A 16101-nucleotide genomic window follows, 5' to 3' on the forward strand; every position below is an offset into this window, starting at 1 on the left:
TCAGCGGCACCGACCGCGCCACCCGACAGCCCAGGAGGATCCAGGCGTGACGTCCACCAGAGAGCGGCAGCGCGCGGCGGCGCGCGCCCGGCTCGAGAAGGAGATGGCCGAGCGCGCGGCCAGGGCCCGCAAGCGCCGGCAGACCCAGGCGATCGTGGGGGCCGCTTCGGTCCTGGTCCTCGTCGTCGCCGGCACGGTCTGGCTCGTCACCACCCTCGGCGACGACGACAAGACCGACACCGCCGGCCCGGCGGCCGGCAACGTGCAGTGCGCCTGGACCGAGGTCCCCACCGACCAGCGGTCCCCGCAGATCAAGGACGTCGGGTTGCCGCCCGTGCAGCAGTCGAACACCGGCACCCAGACGATGACGATCGACACCAACCTGGGCCCGATCACCGCCACGATCGACCGGGCGGCGGTGCCCTGCACCGCGGGCAGCTTCACCCACCTGGCGGAGAAGAAGTTCTTCGACAACAGCAAGTGCCACCGGCTGGTGACCGAGGGCATCAAGGTGCTCCAGTGCGGCGACCCGAGCGCGACGGGCAAGGGCTGGCGGCAGACCGACGGCACCGGCGGTCCGAGCTACCGGCTCGCCGAGGAGAACCTGCCGACCGACAAGCGGCCCCCCTACCCGGAGGGCGTCATCGCGATGGCCAACTCGGGCCAGCCGGGCAGCACGGGCAGCCAGTTCTTCATCGTCTACGGCGACTCGCCGCTGGACCCGAAATACACGGTCCTGGGCACCATCACCGGCGGCATGGACCTCGTCAAGCAGGTCGCGGCGGCCGGCGACGACAAGGCGTTCGCGAAGCAGGCCGGTGGCGGCCACCCGAAGAAGGAAGTCACCATCAACAAGCTCACCATGAGCGCCCCCCAGGGCTGACCCACACCCCAGCCGTACGACGAGCGCCCGCCGGCCCCGCCGGCGGGCGCTCGCCTGTCCCCCTCCCACACCCGCCCCTCCGGCCCGCTCTCGGCGATCATGAGGTTGGCGGCGATCTCGATCTACCTGGCTGCCGCCAACCTCATGATCGCCGGGGTGCAGGGGCGGCGGGCGGGTGGGTGGAGGGTGGTGCGGCGGGAGGGCGGGGCGCCCCGGCTCGGTGAGGGCCGGGGCGCGCCGTCGGGCAGAGGATCGGGCGGCGTCAGGCGCCCGAGGTGACGCGGTAGGCGTCGAAGACGCCGTCGACCTTGCGGACCGCCGCCAGCAGGTGGCCCAGGTGCTTCGGGTCCGCCATCTCGAAGCTGAACCGGCTCACCGCCACCCGGTCGCGGGTGGTGGTGACCGTCGCGGAGAGGATGTTCACCCGTTCCTCGGAGAGCACCCGGGTCACGTCGGCGAGCAGCTTGTGCCGGTCCAGCGCCTCGACCTGGATGGCGACCAGGAAGGTCGACGCCGAGGTGAGCTTCCAGCTGACCTCGACCACCCGCTCGGCCTGCGCCCGCAGGTCCTCGGCGTTGGCGCAGTCGTCGCGGTGCACGCTCACCCCGCCGGAGCGGGTGACGAAGCCGAAGACCGAGTCCGGCGGCACCGGCGTGCAGCAGCGCGCCAGTTTGATCCACACGTCGCTGACCCCGCGCACCACCACACCGGGATCGGCGCTGCTCTGCCGGCTGCGGGGCGGACGGGTGGCGACGGCGGTCTCGGCGATGTCCTCCGCCGCGCCCTCCTCGCCGCCGTACGCGGCCATCAGCTTCTGCACCACCGACTGGGCGGAGACCTGGCTGTCGCCGACCGCCGCGTAGAGCGAGGCCACGTCGGCCAGGTGCAGGTCCCGGGCGATCGCCATCAGCGCGTCGGAGGTGAGCATCCGCTGCAACGGCATGCCCTGCTTGCGCATCGCCTTGACGATCGCGTCCTTGCCGGCCTCGATCGCCTCCTCGCGCCGCTCCTTGTTGAAGTACTGCCGGATCTTCGTCCGCGCGCGCGGGCTCTTGACGAAGCCCAGCCAGTCCTGCGTCGGGCCGGCCGTGTCGGACTTCGACGTGAAGATCTCGATCACGTCGCCGTTGGACAGCGTCGACTCCAGCGGCACCAGCTTGCCGTTGACCCGCGCCCCGATGCACTTGTGCCCGACCTCGGTGTGCACCGCGTACGCGAAGTCCACGGGCGTCGAGCCGGTCGGCAGCGGGATGACGTCGCCCTTGGGGGTGAAGACGTACACCTCCTGGCTGGACAGGTCGAAGCGCAGCGCGTCGAGGAACTCGCTCGGGTCGGCCGCCTCCCGCTGCCAGTCCAGCAGCTGGCGCAGCCAGGTCATCTCGTCGATGTGGGCGGGCGGGCCGACGATCTGGGTGCCCTTGTGCTCCTTGTACTTCCAGTGCGCGGCGATGCCGAACTCGGCGGTGCGGTGCATCGCGTACGTGCGGATCTGCATCTCCACCGGCTTGCCGGTGGGCCCGATGACCGTCGTGTGCAACGACTGGTACATGTTGAACTTGGGCATCGCGATGTAGTCCTTGAACCGGCCCGGCACCGGCTGCCAGTTGGCGTGGATCACGCCCAGCGCCGCGTAGCAGTCCCGTACCGTGTCGACCAGGATCCGCACCCCGACCAGGTCGTAGATGTCGTTGAAGTCGCGACCCCGCACGATCATCTTCTGGTAGATCGAGTAGAGGTGCTTCGGCCGCCCCGTCGTCTCCGCCTTGATCTTGGCGGCCTTCAGGTCGGTCTGCACCTTCTGGGTGACCTGGCGCAGCAGCGCCTCGCGCTGCGGCTGGTGCTCCCCGATGAGGCGGTTGATCTCCTCGTAGCGCTTCGGGAAGAGCGTGCCGAAGGCCAGGTCCTCCAGCTCCCACTTGATCGTGTTCATACCCAGCCGGTGGGCCAGCGGGGCCAGGATCTCCAGCGTCTCCTTCGCCTTCTGCTCCTGCTTCGGGCGGGGCAGGAAGGTGAGGGTACGCATGTTGTGCAGCCGGTCGGCCAGCTTGATCACCAGCACCCGCGGGTCCTTGGCCATCGCGACGACCATCTTGCGGATCGTCTCGGCCTTGGCCGCGTCACCCAGCTTGACCTTGTCGAGCTTGGTCACCCCGTCGACCAGCAGCGCCACCTCGCCGCCGAAGTCGGCCCGCATCTGGTCGAGGGTGTATTCCGTGTCCTCGATGGTGTCGTGCAGGAGCGCGGCGACCAGGGTCGTGGTGTCCATGCCCAGGTTGGCCAGGATCGTGGCGACCGCGAGCGGATGGGTGATGTAGGGGTCGCCGGACTTGCGGTACTGCCCGGAGTGCCAGCGGGCCGCCGTGTCGAAGGCGCGCTGGAGCAGCCGCGCGTCCGCCTTGGGGTGGGCGTCCCGGTGGGTCGAGATCAGCGGCTCCAGCACCTCGCTGACCTGCGAGGACTGCCACGGCGCGTTGAACCGCGCCAGCCGCGCCCGGACCCTGCGGCCGGTGGGCGCGGTGGAGAGCGCGAAACCGGCGCTCGGCATGTGGTCGCCGACGACGTCGGCGGGGAAGGGAAGCACGACCCCCTCGGTCGCCGCGCCCGTGCCGCCGGCCGTCTCGGCCGGCGTGTCGGGGCGTACGGGCTCGGCCGGGACGGTCACGCCGGGGCCCGCCTCCGGGGCCTGCGCGTCACCGTTCCGTGCGGTCACCGAGCCGTCCGCGTCGCCTGTCGGGTACACCGTGCCCTCCACCGGAGGGGCGACATCGTGGGACACCGGCCTCCTCACCGCTCGCCGGGAAGTCACCGACCGTGCGCCGGCCGGCCTGGTCTCGCGCCGACCGGACGGGTCCCGACCGGTCAGCAAAGGGCAATGCTACCCGCACGCACGGTGCCCCGCCGCTCCGCCGGACGGTCCGCACCGGGTCCGCCCGACGGTCGGCCGCGTCAAACGGTCAACAGGGCATGCACCGGACGCGGGGCCAGCCGCTCCCGGCCGCCGAGCACGGCGAGCTCCAGCAGTACGGTGAAGCCGGCCACGGTCCCGCCGGCCCGCTCCACCAGGTCCAGCGTCGCCTCGGCGGTGCCGCCGGTGGCCAGCACGTCATCGACCACCAGCACCCGGTGCCCGGCCGTGAAGGCGTCCTCGTGCACCTCCAGCGTGGCCTCGCCGTACTCCAGGGCGTAGGAGGCCGAGTAGGCCGGACGGGGCAGCTTGCCGGCCTTGCGTACGGGCACGACGCCGACCCCCGTCGCGTACGCGATGGCCGCCGCGACCACGAACCCGCGCGCCTCGATGCCGACCACGACGTCGAACGAGTCCCGCCCGTGGTACGCGACGATCCCGTCGATCACCTCGCGGAACGCGTCGCCGTCGGCGAACAGCGGCATCAGGTCCTTGAACATGACGCCGGGCTTCGGGAAGTCGGGCACGTCGAGCACCCGGCTGGCGACCAGCGCGGCGGCGTCCGGGCCGCTGTCTCCCCGTACCACGGTGCTGTGGGTCTCCGTCACGGCAGTTCCGCTTCCCTTCATGATGACGGCGTCCTGCATGCTGCTCGCACAGCATGCAGGACGCCGCCGCTTCCTACCAGGTCTGCCCGGCCCGGCTCACCGCCGCTTGCCGCCACCCGGCCGGTTGCCACCGCCGCCGGCCGGTCGGCCGCCGCGGGCGCCGGTCGGCCGCTTTCCGGCCGGTCGGGCGCCGACCCGCGGCGCCGCGCCGGCCAGCGCGGCCGACTCCGGGTCGACCGGCTCGTCGTCGGACTCGTCGGTACGCGGAGCGGCACCCTTCGGGGTGACCTCGCCCCGGGCGATCGCGCCCCGGCGGGCCAGTACCCGCTTGTTGTGCGCCTGGATGCGCGGGTCGTAGTTCTTGAGCAGCACCAGCAGCGGCGTGGCCAGCAGGATCGAGGTCAGGAACGCCACCGCCATACCGACGAAGAGCACCAGGCCGAGGTCCTTCAGGGTGCCCGCGCCGAGCAGGCCGGCACCGATGAAGAGCAGACCACCGACCGGCAGCAGCGCGACCACCGACGTGTTCAGCGACCGCATGAGGCTCTGGTTGATCGCCAGGTTGGCCGCCTCGCCGTACGTCTGGTTGTTGTTGGCGGTGATGCCGCGCGTGTTCTCCTGCACCTTGTCGAAGACCACCACCACGTCGTAGAGCGCGAAGCCCAGGATCGTGAGGAAGCCGATGACCGTCGACGGGGTGACCTCGAAGCCGACCAGCGAGTAGATGCCGGCGGTGAGGACCAGGTTCATGATCAGCGAGGAGACCGCGGCGACCGCCATCCGCCACTCGAAGCGCAGGACCAGGTAGACCATCACCACCGCGATGAAGATGACCAGACCGAGCAGCGCCCGGGAGGTGACCTGGCTGCCCCACGCCTCGCTGACCTGGTTGCCGCTGATGGTGGCGGCGTCGATGCCGAACTCCTCGGCGATCTCGGTCTTGACGGCGTTGGCCTGCTCGGTGTCGAGCTGGGTGGTCCGCACCTCGTAGAAGTCGCCGCCGGTGCCGCCGACCTTCTGGGTCGTGACGACCTCGGCGTCGTCGCCGGCCGCGGCGAGGGCGTCCTGGACCTTCAGCTCGGTCTGCTCCAGCGTGCCGACGCTGGCCGGGATCTGGAACGAGTTGCCGCCGGCGAACTCGATGCCGAGGCTGAAGCGTTGCACCCCGAAGCTGAGCAGCGACAGCAGGATCAGCGCGAGCGCGACGCCGAACCAGAGCTTGCGCCGGCCGATGATGTCGAGGCCGGCCTCGCCGCGGTAGAGGCGGCTCGCGAGACCACTCTTTGCCATCTCAGGCCTCCTTCACGCGCGGGTTGCGGGGCTTGGCCGGCTCGGCCGTCCGGGGCGGGAGCGCCCGGCCGAGGCCGCTGACCCGCGGGGACAGGAACGCGGAGGTGCGGGCGAACATCGTCATGATCGGGTGCCGGAAGAGGAAGACCACGACGAGGTCCAGCACCGTGGCCAGGCCGAGGGCGAAGGCGAAGCCCTTCACCGTGCCGACCGAGACCACGTAGAGCACCACCGCCGACATCAGCGTGATCGCGTTGGCCGAGATGATCGTGCGGCGGGCCCGGATCCAGGCGCGCGGCACCGCGCTGCGTGGGCTGCGCCCCTCCCGGATCTCGTCCTTGAGCCGCTCGAAGTAGATGACGAACGAGTCCGCCGCCACACCCAGTGACACGATCATGCCGGCGATGCCGGCGAGGGTGAGGGTGAAGCCGATCTGCCGGCCGAGCACCACCAGCGCGCCGAAGACCAGCAGCGCCGAGAGGACCAGGCTCAGGAAGATGACCGAGCCGAGCAGGCGGTAGTAGAAGAACGAGTAGATGACGACCAGCGCCATGCCGATGCCCGCCGCGAGCAGACCGGCCCGCAGGTGGCTGGCGCCCAGGGTGGCGGTGACGTTCTGCTGCTCCTGCGCCTCGAAGGTCACCGGCAGCGCGCCGTAGCGCAGCTGGCCGGCCAGGGCGCTGGCGTCGCGCTGGTTGAAGTTGCCGGTGATCTGCGAGTTGCCCGTCAGCACGCCCTGGATCTCGGGCGAGGAGACGATCTCGTTGTCGAGCACGACGGCGACGCGGCACTTGCCGTCCTGGCCGAGGGCGGTGGCGTCGCAGGCCTGGCCCTCGTTGTTGAACGCCTCGCGGGTCAGGTTGGTCCACTTGTCCTGGCCCGGGCCGGAGAAGTCGAGGCTGACGACCCACTGGCTCGTCTGGTCCAGCACCGCGCTGGCGTCCTCGACGTCGGTGCCCAGCACCTTCGCCTGGTCGAGCAGGTACTTCGCGGCGCCGTCCTCGCAGGCCACCGCCTGCTGGTCGGCGGCCGAGATCGACGCCGGCGGGCGCTTGTCGAGCTGGGCGCAGCTGATCTGCGGCACGTTGAACTGCATGGTCGCCGGCAGCACCGCGACCTCGCGCGGGTCGAGAGCCGCGAACGGCTTGAGCTTCTCCGCCAGCGACGGGTCGGCGGTCAGGTCGGCCGGGGCCTGGAGGCCGCTGGCGGCCGCCCAGGCGGCGGCGCCGACCTTCTGCTCGACGGCCTTGCGCTGCTCCTCGACGCTCTGCGGCACGGGCTCGCCGCTGGCGCTCGGCGTCGGGGTGGCGGCGCCGGCCGAGGGGGTGGCGCTCGGGGCGGCCGACGCGCTGGCGCTCGGGGCCGGGGCCATGCCGCCCTGACCGCCGCTCGGCGACGCGGTCGCCTTCGGCGCGGCGCTACCCGTGGGGGCGGCGCTGCCCGAGGGCTTCGCGCTGCCCGACGGGGCCGGGGCCGCGCTGCCGGAGGGGGCCGGGGTGGCGGCGGGCGGCGGGGCGGCGGCCGCGCCGCTGCCGTCGGCGGCCTTGAGCACCTTGCGGAAGCGCAGCTCGGCGGCGCTGCCCACCTCGGTCAGGTCGCGGTTCTCGCCGGGCAGGGAGATCACGATGTTGCGGTTGCCCTCGGTGACCACCTCGGCCTCGGCGACGCCGAAGGCGTTGACGCGGCTCTCGATGATCTGGCGGGCCTCTTCGAGGTTCTCCGCCGTGGGGGGCCGGCCGTCGACGCTGTTGGTCGCCTCCAGCGTCAGCCGGGTGCCGCCGACGAGGTCCAGGCCGAGCTTGGGCTCGAGCCTGTCCTTCAAGCCGCCGCTGGCGCCGCCCGCGAAGAACACCAAAAGATAGAGGACGACGAAGATGAGCCCGAGCACGGCCAGTTGCCGTCCGGGCCGCATCTGTCCCTGAGGTGGTGCCACGGCTGTCCTGTCTCCCTGTACGGTCGCGCCGCTGGTGCGGCGGGTGTCGGCCGGTCCGGCCGGCGGTTCCGACGGGCCGGCGTCGGAGGCCGGCATCCGGCTCCGAGGCCCGGCGCGGGGGCGCCGAGCGGAACGGGACGAGCCGACTTCCGGCGTCGGGCCCAACTATCCAGTTTTCACGTCGCCTCCGCTGCCCCGTCGGGAGAAGTCGTCACCGGAGTCCGGCGACCACCACCCCGCGCGGGGCGGGAGCGACCGTCACTCCTTGACGACGTCCGCGTCCTCGGTGACCGGCTCGTCGGCCGGGCGCTCCGCCTGGCTGACCACCCGGGCGATGGCCGGACGGGCGTAGCGGGTCTGCACACCGGGGGCGACCTCGAGCAGGACGGTGTCGTCGTCCACGCCGGTGACCGTGCCGTAGAGCCCACCGATGGTGACCACCTCGTCGCCGGGGGCGAGGGCGGACTGCATCGACTCCGCCTCGCGGCGGCGCTTCTGCTGGGGGCGGATCATCATGAAGTACATGACGCCGAAGAGCAGAGCGATCATGAGGATCGGCGTCAGGCTGCCGGCACCCCCGCCGCCCTCTGCTGCGTAAAGCACGGTGAAAGACCTTCCCATTGGCCCCCGGTCCGGCACGGGCGCGCCGGAGCGGAAGCGGATTCTCACGTCCTGTACAGACCGGCGCGAGTCTAATCCCTGCACCTGGGAACGCCGAATGCGGCACAGATCACGTTCACATCACGGCTGATCGACTTCCGTCGAGAACAGATCGGGCACCGCAGGAGCATTCGCGCCAAATGTACCATTCGGTGGCGTACGGCCCAGGTGCCGCCAGGCGGCCTCCGTGGCGACCCGGCCGCGCGGCGTACGGGCCAGCAGGCCGGCCCGGACCAGGAACGGCTCGCAGACCTCCTCCACCGTGTCCGGCTGCTCGCCCACCGCCACGGCCAGCGTGGACAGCCCGACCGGCCCGCCCCGGAAGGAGTCCACCAGGGCGGTCAGCACCGCCCGGTCCAGCCGGTCCAGGCCCAGGGCGTCGACGTCGTACACCGTGAGGGCGGCCCGGGCGGTCTCCAGGGTGACCACCCCGTCGGCCCGGACCTCGGCGAAGTCGCGGACCCGGCGCAGCAGCCGGTTGGCGATCCGGGGCGTGCCCCGGGAGCGGCCGGCGACCTCGGCGGCGCCGTCGTCGGTGATCGGCACCCCGAGGATGCGCGCCGAGCGGCGCAGCAGCACCTCCAGGTCGGCCGGCGAGTAGAAGTCGAGGTGCGCGACGAAGCCGAACCGGTCGCGCATCGGCCCGGTGAGCAGACCGGAGCGGGTGGTCGCGCCGACCAGGGTGAACGGCTCGACGTCCAGCGGGATCGCCGTCGCGCCCGGGCCCTTGCCGACGATCACGTCGACCCGGAAGTCCTCCATCGCGCTGTAGAGCAGTTCCTCGGCCGGCTTGGCGATCCGGTGGATCTCGTCGATGAAGAGCACGTCGCCCTCGGCGAGGCTGGTCAGGATCGCCGCCAGGTCGCCCGAGCGCTCGATCGCCGGGCCGCTGGTCACCCGGATACCCGAGCCCAGCTCGGCCGCGACGATGTTGGCCAGGGTCGTCTTGCCGAGGCCCGGGGGGCCCGACAGCAGGATGTGGTCGGGCGGGGAGCCGCGCCGCATCGCGCCCTGGAGCAGCAGGTCGAGCTGGTCGCGGACCCGGTGCTGGGCGATGAACTCCTCCAGCCGCTTGGGCCGGACCGTGGCCTCCGCGTCGAGGTCGGCGTCGTGCACGTAGGCGGAGACCAGCCCGCCGTCGGGCCCCGTCACCGGGTGCGGCCCAGCAGCCGGATGGCCTGCTTGAGCAGGACCGGCACCGGCGGGACGGCACCGTCGATCGTCTCCGCCACCGCGGCCACCGCCTGGTCGGCCTGACCGGCCGTCCAGCCGAGCCCGACCAGCGCCTGCCGGACCTGCTCGGGCCAGGCCCCGCCGGTGACCCCGGCCGCGCCGTCGGCCCCGACCGGCACCGGGCCGATGCGGTCGCGCAGCTCCAGGACCAGGCGCTCCGCGCCCTTCTTGCCGATGCCGGGCACCCGGGTCAGCGCGGCGGTGTCGGCGTTGGCGATCGCCTTGCGCACCGCGTCGGGGGTGTGCACGGCGAGCACGGCCTGGGCCAGCCGGGGGCCGACGCCGCTGGCGGTCTGGAGCAGCTCGAACAGCTGCTTGGCGTCGTCGTCGGCGAAGCCGTAGAGGGTGAGCGAGTCCTCCCGGACGACCAGGCTGGTGGCCAGCCGGGCGGGCTGGCCGATCCGCAGGTCGGCGAGGGTGCCCGGGGCGCACTGCACCGCCAGGCCCACCCCGCCGACCTCCACCACGGCGTGGTCCGGACCGGTCGCGGTCACCACCCCGCGCACGCTGGCGATCATCTGGCTCCTCCTCGTCGTACCCGGTCGGCCGCGGCGGCCAGCTTGGAGCGCGTCCCGCCCCGCCACACGTGACAGATGGCCAGGGCCAGGGCGTCGGCGGCGTCGGCCGGTCGCGGCGGCTCGGCCAGCCGCAGCAGCCGGGTGACCATGGCGGTCATCTGCGCCTTGTCGGCCTGGCCGGAACCGGTCACGGCCGCCTTCACCTCGCTGGGCGTGTAGGTCTGCACGGGCAGCCCGGCGCGGGCGCCGGCGAGCACGGCGATCCCGCTGGCCTGGGCGGTGCCCATCACGGTGCGGACGTTGTGCTGGCTGAAGACCCGCTCGACGGCGACGCTGTCCGGCCGGTGCTCGGCGACCAGGTCGGTGAGCGAGCGGTCCAGGTGCAGCAGGCGCAGCGCCAGATCGTCGCCCGGATCGGTGTGGACGACGTGGTAGGCGATCAGCGTGCAGGGCCGCCCCGCCACGCCCTCGACCACGCCGACCCCGCACCGGGTCAGCCCCGGGTCGACGCCCAGCACCCGCACGCCGCCTCCTCCCCCAGCCGCCAGCAGTACGTGTGTTCGACACCCTACCGAGCCGGGCGACACCCCGCCGCCGGGGACACGCCGGGCGCGCCGACACGCCGGCCGGGGCGCCCGGCGGCCACACACTCCGGCCGTCGAGTATGTGTCGCCGGCCCATGTGCGCCCGGACACACAACTCGTAACTTCATGCGCCATGACGGCAGAACCCGTGGCGGTCCCCCACGTCGTACACGTCGACCTCGCTGGTCGTACCGCCCTGGTGACCGGGGGCGGCAGCGGCATCGGCCGGGCCTGCGCCCTGCGGCTGGGCGCCGCCGGCGCCAAGGTCCTGGTGGTGGACCGCAACATCGAGGCGGCCAAGGCGGTGGCGGTGGAGGCCGGCGGGCGGGCCGAGGGCGTGGACCTGGCCGACCCGGACGCGGTGGACCGGCTCGACGCCGACGTGGACATCGTGGTGAACAACGCGGGCCTGCAGCACGTGGCGCCGGTGCAGGAGTTCTCCCCGGAGCGCTTCGCCCACCTGCACCGCGTGATGGTGGAGGCGCCGTTCCTGATCATCCGCCGGGCGCTGCCGCACATGTACGCCAAGGGCTGGGGGCGGATCGTGAACATCTCCTCGGTGCACGGGCTGCGCGCCTCGCCGTACAAGTCGGCGTACGTCTCCGCCAAGCACGCGCTGGAGGGGCTGTCGAAGGTGGTCGCGCTGGAGGGGGCCGCGCACGGCGTCACCGCCAACTGCATCAACCCGGCGTACGTGCGGACGGCGCTGGTGGAGAGCCAGATCGCCGACCAGGCCGCCAGCCACGGCATCCCCGAGAGCGAGGTGGTCGAGAAGATCATGTTGGCGCGGGCGGCGATCAAGCGGCTGATCGAGCCGGAGGAGGTGTCCGAACTCGTGGCCTACCTCTGCTCCCCGCCGGCGGCGTTCATCACGGGCGCGTCCATCGCGCTCGACGGGGGCTGGACGGCGAACTAGTGGCGAGCCGCACAATGTCGGTCATGTCGTCACCGGTGGAGTTCCTGGAGCTGCTCGCCCGCGAGGCCGCCGCGGTGGAGTTCGAGGGGCCGCTCGTCGCCGCGCGCGCCGCCGGACTGCCGCCCGCGCGGCTCGCCGAGCTGGAGCAGGCCAAGACGGTGGCGCTGCGGGTCCGCGCGCTGCTGGAACGCCGCCGCCGCCGGGAGGTCGAGCTCTCCGGGTTGTACGACACGGTCAGCGACCTGGCCGGGCTGCGCGACCTGGACGACGTGCTGCGCGCGATCGTGCACCGGGCGCGCAACCTGCTCGGCGCGGACGTCGCCTACATGACCCTCGACGACGACGAGCGCGGCGACACGTACATGCGGGTGACCGACGGTTCGGTCTCCGCCCGCTTCCAGCAGCTGCGGCTGCCGATGGGCGCCGGCCTCGGCGGCCTGGTGGCCCAGTCCGGCGCCCCGTACGTCACCGCGAACTACCCGGAGGACGACCGGTTCCACCACACCGGCGAGATCGACGCCGGCGTGGGCGAGGAGGGCCTGGTGGCCATCCTCGGGGTGCCGCTGCGGCTCGGCTCGACCTCGATCGGGGTGCTCTACGCGGCCAACCGCTCGGCCCGGCCGTTCGTGCGGGAGGAGGTGGCGCTGCTGGTCTCCCTCGCCGCGCACGCGGCGGTGGCGATCGACACCGCGCGGCTGCTCGCCGAGACGCGGGCCGCGCTGGAGGAGCTGTCGTTCGCGAACACCACCATCCGGGCGCACAGCAGCTCCGTGGAGCGGGCCGCGGCGGCACACGACCGGATGACGGCGCTGGTGCTGCGCGGCGGCGGCGTGGAGGACGTCGCCGCGGCGGTCACCGACGTGCTGGGCGGGGCGCTGCTGGCGCTCGACGCGGAGGGCCGGCTGCTGGCCCGGGTCGGCGAGATCGAGGAGCCGGACCGGGCGGACATGGTGGAGGCGGTGGCCGCGTCGCGTACGGAGGGCCGCAGCGTGCGCCGGGGCCGGCTCTGGTACGCCGCCGTGGTGGCCGGGGCGGAGAACATGGGCGCGCTGGTGCTGCGCCCCGACGACGAGCTGGTCGACGCCGACCAGCGGATCCTGGAGCGGGCGTCGCTGGTGACGGCGCTGCTGCTGCTGTTCCGGCGTACCGTCGCCGAGGCGGAGGGGCGGGTCCGGGGCGAGCTGCTCGACGACCTGATCGCCCGGCCGCTGCGGGACACCGACGCGCTGCGCAGCCGGGCCCGCCGGCTCGGCGTGGACCTGGACGCCCCGCACGTGCTCGTGGCGGTCGGCGACGACGCCATCGCCGCCACCGGCTCGGCCCGGCAGCGGGTGCTCTCCTGGGCCACCACGTACGCCTCCACGCGGGGCGGGCTGGCGGCGGCCCGCGACGGTCGGGTGGTGCTGATGCTGCCGGGCCGGGACGCGGGCGGCAGCGCCCGGGCGGTGGCCCGGGACCTGTCCCGGGTGACCGGCCGGCCGGTGACCGCCGGGTCGAGCGGCCCGTCGACGGGGCCGGCGTCGCTGGCCGTGACGTTCGCCGAGGCGGAGCGGTGCCTGACCGCGCTGGGTGCGCTGGGCCGCTCGGGGCAGGGGGCGAGCACGGCCGAGCTGGGCTTCGTCGGGCTGCTGCTGGGCGCCGTCGGCGACGGGGGCGACAAGGACGTGAACCGGTTCCTGACCGCCACCGTCGGGCCGGTCGTCGACTACGACGCCCGGCGGGGCACCGCGCTGGTGAAGACCCTGGAGGCGTACTTCGGGGTGGGCGGGAGCCTGGCCCGGGCCGCCGAGCAGCTGCACGTGCACGTCAACACGGTCACCCAGCGGCTGGAACGGGTCGGGCAGCTGCTCGGCGCGGACTGGCAGAGGCCGGAGCGGGCGCTGGAGGTGCAGCTGGCCCTGCGCCTGCACCGCCTGCGTACGCCGGCCGCCTGAGCCGCCGTTCGACCACCCGCCGCGTGACCGCCGGCCCCCCGCGTGGCGCGGCGGTCAGCGGGCGCGGATGCCGTCCAGGACGCCGTCGACGATGCGCTGCGGCAGGGTCGCCTCGTCGAGGTCGGGATGCCAGCGCATGACGCGCTGCACCAGCATCGGGCCGGCCAGCATCGCCATCACCACCTCGACGTCGAGATCCGCGCGCAGCTCGCCGGAGCGCATCCCGCGCCGCAGCACCTCGCGCATCATCTCCCGCCGGGGCTCGATGATGTTCTGGTAGAGCTGGTACTGCTCGGGGCTGCGGTTGACCTCCGGCACCAGGCAGGGCATGATCCGCGCCGCCCGCGGGTCGATGTGGTGACCGACCGCGCCGACCAGCAGGATCAGGTCGTCGCGGACCGAGTGGCCGGCGGGCTCGGGCGGGGCCCCCTTGAGCGTACGCAGGGCGTCGCGCAGCAGCGCGTCCTTGCCGGACCAGCGGCGGTAGATGGTGGCCTTGCCGACGCCGGCGCGGGCGGCGATCGCCTCGATCGAGATCGCCTCGATGGTGCTGCCGTCGGCGAGCAGGTCGAGGGCGGCCTCGACGATCGCCTCGTCCGCGCGGACGCTCCTCGGCCGCCCGGGCGGCCGGGGAGCGTCGGCGGTGGAAGTCATGTCGGACATTGTTCCCGAAGCTAGGCGGTCCCGGCCAACTCGGGTTCCCCCACCGGCGCCGGCTTCCCCACCGGGGCGGCGGGGCGGCCGGGCATCCAGCGCAGCACCACGAGGATGCCGAGCGCGGCGATCGCGGCGGCGAGGCCCGCCGCCCAGTGCATCGCGGCCAGGAAGGCGTCGTCGGCGACCGCGATCAGCTGCGGCGCCGCCGGCCCGAGCTGACCCGCCGCGGCGTACGCGCCGGAGATGGACTCGCCGGCCACCTCGCGCGCCCCGGCGGGCAGGTCCCGCAGGGCGGGGTCGACGTCGGCGCGGTAGACCGCGGAGAGCACCGACCCGAGCACCGCCACGCCGAGCGCGCCGGCCACCTGCCGGACCGTGTTGCTGACCGCCGAGCCGACGCCGGCCTTCTCCCGGGGCAGCGCGGACATGATGGACTCCGTGGCCGGGGGCATGATGTTGGCCATCCCGGTGCCCTGGAGGAAGAAGACGACCAGCACCACCCAGATCGGGGTGGCCGCGTCGACGAAGGCGAACGCGCCGAGCGCGACCACGGTCAGCGCAAGCCCGACCGTCGCGACCGCCCGGCCGCCGTAGCGGCGGACCATCGCCGCGCTGCTCGGGGCGAAGACGAGCTGGGCCACGGCGAAGGGCAGGTAGAGCAGGCCGGTCTCCAGCGGGCTGAAGCCGCGCACCAGTTGCAGGTAGAACGAGCTGAAGAACATCACGCCCATCGCGGCGAAGAAGATCAGCCCGACGATGGCGACCGGAGCGGCGAAGCGGGGCACCCGGAACAGCCGCACGTCCAGCGACGGGTGGTCGCTGCGCCGCTCGTACGCGACGAACCAGGCCAGCACCGCCAGGCCGCCGAGGATCGCGCCCCAGACCAGCGGACGGCCGAAGCCGTGCTCGCCGCCGTCGATGATGCCGTACGTCAACGCGACGAGCCCGACCACCGACAGCAGTACGCCGCCGACGTCGACGCGGCCCGGATCCGGGTCCCGCGACTCGGGCACGAGCAGGGCCACCAGCACCACGCCGAGCACCACCACCGGCACGTTGATCAGGAACACCGAGCCCCACCAGTAGTGCTCCAGCAGCGCGCCGCCGAGGATCGGGCCGATCGCCACGGCCAGGCCGACCGCGCTGGCCCAGACGCCGATCGCCCGGCCCCGCTCCCGGGGGTCGAAGACGTTGGAGATGATCGAGAGCGTGACCGGCATGATGGCCGCGCCGCCCACCCCCATCAGCGCGCGGGCCGCGACGAGCTGCGCCGGGCTCTGCGCGTACGCCGACAGCAGCGACGCCAGCCCGAAGAGCACCAGGCCGATCAGCAGGAAGCGCTTGCGCCCGGCGCGGTCACCGAGCACGCCGAAGGTGAACAGCAGGCCGGCGAAGACCAGCGTGTAGGAGTTGATCGACCACTCCAGCTCGCCCTGGCTCGCGCCGAGGCCGTGCACCGGGTCGGCGAGCGTCCGCAGCGCGACGTTGAGGATCGTGTTGTCCAGGACGACCACGAGCAGGCTGATCACCAGCACCCCGAGGATCGCCCACCTCCTCGGGTGTCCCGTGTTCTCGTGCGGTGGCATCTTCGCGTTCTCCCCCCGGCCCCGTTTCGATACGGGTCAGACTCGTAATTCAGGGTGTCAGCGTAGGCGGGCGATTATCGATACGGAACCGGTTCGTATCTTATGTGGCGGCGGTCACTCCCGTCCTCTTCACGGGTGCGGTTCGGGGTGCCTGCGCCCACTTGGGTTGTTGCGCCCGCCTGAGGTGATTGCTCCCACGTGGGTGGTCGCGCCCACTGAGGTGATTGCTCCCACGTGGGTGGTCGCGCCCGCCTGGGGTGGGTGCGCCCGCGTGGGTTATGCGCCCGCCGGGGATGGTCGCGTCCACCTGGGGTGGGTGCGGTGCGTCGTGGTGAGGGTGTGGCCCGCCGTGCCCGGCTCCGGGCGGTCAGGCTTGATCCCTGCGCCGGGCACG

Annotated in this window: 13 protein-coding genes; 3 read left to right on the plus strand and 10 right to left on the minus strand. The window is 73.1% G+C overall.

All coding sequences use genetic code 11. The features are described from left to right. The first annotated feature begins 46 nt into the window (after positions 1 to 46). Positions 47 to 883 (plus strand): peptidylprolyl isomerase, encoded by an 837-nt coding sequence (locus AB0883_RS28470; protein ID WP_366644376.1) that lies wholly within the window; start codon positions 47 to 49, stop codon positions 881 to 883. A 262-nt stretch (positions 884 to 1145) separates the two neighbouring features. Here AB0883_RS28470 and AB0883_RS28475 read toward each other — a convergent pair whose 3' ends face one another. The 8 genes from AB0883_RS28475 to ruvC form a co-directional block, all read right to left on the minus strand. Then, entirely contained in the window at positions 1146 to 3659 is a 2514-nt protein-coding gene (locus tag AB0883_RS28475) for a bifunctional (p)ppGpp synthetase/guanosine-3',5'-bis(diphosphate) 3'-pyrophosphohydrolase (protein ID WP_366644377.1), read from the minus strand. A 170-nt stretch (positions 3660 to 3829) separates the two neighbouring features. Beyond that, positions 3830 to 4396, minus strand: coding sequence for an adenine phosphoribosyltransferase (locus AB0883_RS28480; protein ID WP_357874024.1), 567 nt, complete (start codon positions 4394 to 4396; stop codon positions 3830 to 3832). 96 nt (positions 4397 to 4492) lie between these two features. Next, entirely contained in the window at positions 4493 to 5686 is a 1194-nt protein-coding gene (secF, locus tag AB0883_RS28485) for a protein translocase subunit SecF (protein ID WP_366644378.1), read from the minus strand. A 1-nt stretch (position 5687) separates the two neighbouring features. Further along, the gene (secD, locus tag AB0883_RS28490) at positions 5688 to 7619 is read right to left on the minus strand and encodes a protein translocase subunit SecD (protein ID WP_366644379.1); all 1932 of its coding nucleotides are present in this window, start codon (positions 7617 to 7619) and stop codon (positions 5688 to 5690) included. 258 nt (positions 7620 to 7877) lie between these two features. Beyond that, positions 7878 to 8222: a preprotein translocase subunit YajC gene (gene yajC / locus AB0883_RS28495; protein WP_172896543.1), complete on the minus strand. Its 345-nt coding sequence runs from the start codon at positions 8220 to 8222 to the stop codon at positions 7878 to 7880. A 138-nt stretch (positions 8223 to 8360) separates the two neighbouring features. Then, positions 8361 to 9431: a Holliday junction branch migration DNA helicase RuvB gene (gene ruvB, locus AB0883_RS28500; RefSeq protein WP_366644380.1), complete on the minus strand. Its 1071-nt coding sequence runs from the start codon at positions 9429 to 9431 to the stop codon at positions 8361 to 8363. Further along, positions 9428 to 10030, minus strand: coding sequence for a Holliday junction branch migration protein RuvA (gene ruvA, locus AB0883_RS28505; protein ID WP_366644381.1), 603 nt, complete (start codon positions 10028 to 10030; stop codon positions 9428 to 9430). The genes ruvB and ruvA overlap by 4 nt, the downstream gene beginning before the upstream one ends. Then, on the minus strand, positions 10027 to 10554 hold the full coding sequence (gene ruvC, locus AB0883_RS28510) for a crossover junction endodeoxyribonuclease RuvC (protein ID WP_366644382.1): 528 nt from the start codon (positions 10552 to 10554) through the stop codon (positions 10027 to 10029). The genes ruvA and ruvC overlap by 4 nt, the downstream gene beginning before the upstream one ends. A gap of 193 nt (positions 10555 to 10747) precedes the next feature. On the opposite strand from ruvC, the gene AB0883_RS28515 reads away from it, so the two are divergent. Both AB0883_RS28515 and AB0883_RS28520 read left to right on the plus strand, forming a co-directional pair. Further along, positions 10748 to 11530 carry a 3-hydroxybutyrate dehydrogenase gene (locus AB0883_RS28515; protein WP_366644383.1) on the plus strand — a complete coding sequence of 261 codons (783 nt, stop codon included), beginning with the start codon at positions 10748 to 10750 and terminating at the stop codon, positions 11528 to 11530. Between the two features lie 14 nt (positions 11531 to 11544). After that, complete coding sequence (locus tag AB0883_RS28520; protein ID WP_366644384.1) at positions 11545 to 13464, plus strand: helix-turn-helix domain-containing protein; 1920 nt, start codon at positions 11545 to 11547, stop codon at positions 13462 to 13464. 54 nt (positions 13465 to 13518) lie between these two features. Here the strand turns inward: AB0883_RS28520 and AB0883_RS28525 are convergent, their stop codons facing one another. Next, positions 13519 to 14127: a TetR/AcrR family transcriptional regulator gene (locus AB0883_RS28525; RefSeq protein WP_366644385.1), complete on the minus strand. Its 609-nt coding sequence runs from the start codon at positions 14125 to 14127 to the stop codon at positions 13519 to 13521. Positions 14128 to 14138: 11 nt separating this feature from the next. Beyond that, the gene (locus AB0883_RS28530; RefSeq protein ID WP_366644386.1) at positions 14139 to 15707 is read right to left on the minus strand and encodes an MFS transporter; all 1569 of its coding nucleotides are present in this window, start codon (positions 15705 to 15707) and stop codon (positions 14139 to 14141) included. Positions 15708 to 16101 lie beyond the last annotated feature (394 nt).

The sequence above is a fragment of the Micromonospora sp. NPDC047812 genome (genome assembly GCF_040704175.1).
Taxonomy (GTDB): Bacteria; Actinomycetota; Actinomycetes; order Mycobacteriales; family Micromonosporaceae; genus Micromonospora.

Excerpts from the sequence above, each read along its gene's own strand:
- AB0883_RS28525 (WP_366644385.1), bottom strand. The coding sequence starts at position 14,127 with ATGTCCGACATGACTTCCACCGCCGACGCTCCCCGGCCGCCCGGGCGG.
- secF (WP_366644378.1), bottom strand. The coding sequence starts at position 5,686 with ATGGCAAAGAGTGGTCTCGCGAGCCGCCTCTACCGCGGCGAGGCCGGC.
- AB0883_RS28520 (WP_366644384.1), top strand. The coding sequence starts at position 11,545 with ATGTCGGTCATGTCGTCACCGGTGGAGTTCCTGGAGCTGCTCGCCCGC.
- AB0883_RS28530 (WP_366644386.1), bottom strand. The coding sequence starts at position 15,707 with ATGCCACCGCACGAGAACACGGGACACCCGAGGAGGTGGGCGATCCTC.
- AB0883_RS28515 (WP_366644383.1), top strand. The coding sequence starts at position 10,748 with ATGACGGCAGAACCCGTGGCGGTCCCCCACGTCGTACACGTCGACCTC.
- ruvA (WP_366644381.1), bottom strand. The coding sequence starts at position 10,030 with ATGATCGCCAGCGTGCGCGGGGTGGTGACCGCGACCGGTCCGGACCAC.